The 598-nt window shown below is 50.2% G+C and carries 1 protein-coding gene; it reads right to left on the bottom strand.

Annotated elements, in window-relative coordinates; translation table 11 throughout:
• Nucleotides 1-598, bottom strand: a 598-nt coding sequence (locus ACTHUR_RS15935; RefSeq protein WP_440399638.1) for an FAD-dependent oxidoreductase, incomplete at both ends; no start/stop codon positions are given.

Here is a 598-nt window from a genome sequence, read left to right as displayed (position 1 = left end):
GCTTTGTGTGCCAACATCGGTTGACCGACGATATCGCCGATAGCGTAGATGTGCGGCACATTGGTGCGCATTTGTTTGTCCACTTCGATGAAGCCGCGATCAGTTACAGCAACACCAGCTTTCTCAGCGCTGATGAGTTTGCCGTTAGGCGCACGACCGGCAGCTACCAGTACGGCATCGTAACGTTGTGGTTCTTTAGGCGCATTTGCACCTTCGAAGGTAACGTAAACGCCGTCTTCTTTAGGCTCAACAGCAACAGTTTTGGTGTTAATCATGATGTTGTCAAAACGGTATTCGTTTTGTTTTTGCCATACTTTAACCAAGTCGCGGTCTGCGCCTTGCATCAGGCCGTCCATCATTTCAACCACATCCAGGCGAGAACCCAGAGTGCTGTAAACCGTACCCATTTCAAGACCGATAATACCGCCGCCGATAATCAGCAGTTTGCCCGGTACTTCTTTCAGAGCCAAAGCGCCGCTGGAATCGATGATGCGTGGATCTTCAGGGATGAAAGGCAGTTTGGTTACGCGGCTGCCTGCTGCGATGATACAGTTTTTGAAGGCAACGATTTTTTTCTCACCGGTAGGCGTAGCTTGTT

This window comes from Neisseria sp. P0021.S007, from assembly GCF_051956855.1.
Note: the sequence above shows the minus strand (reverse complement) of the source record. Positions and strands in the feature narration are given on the sequence as shown.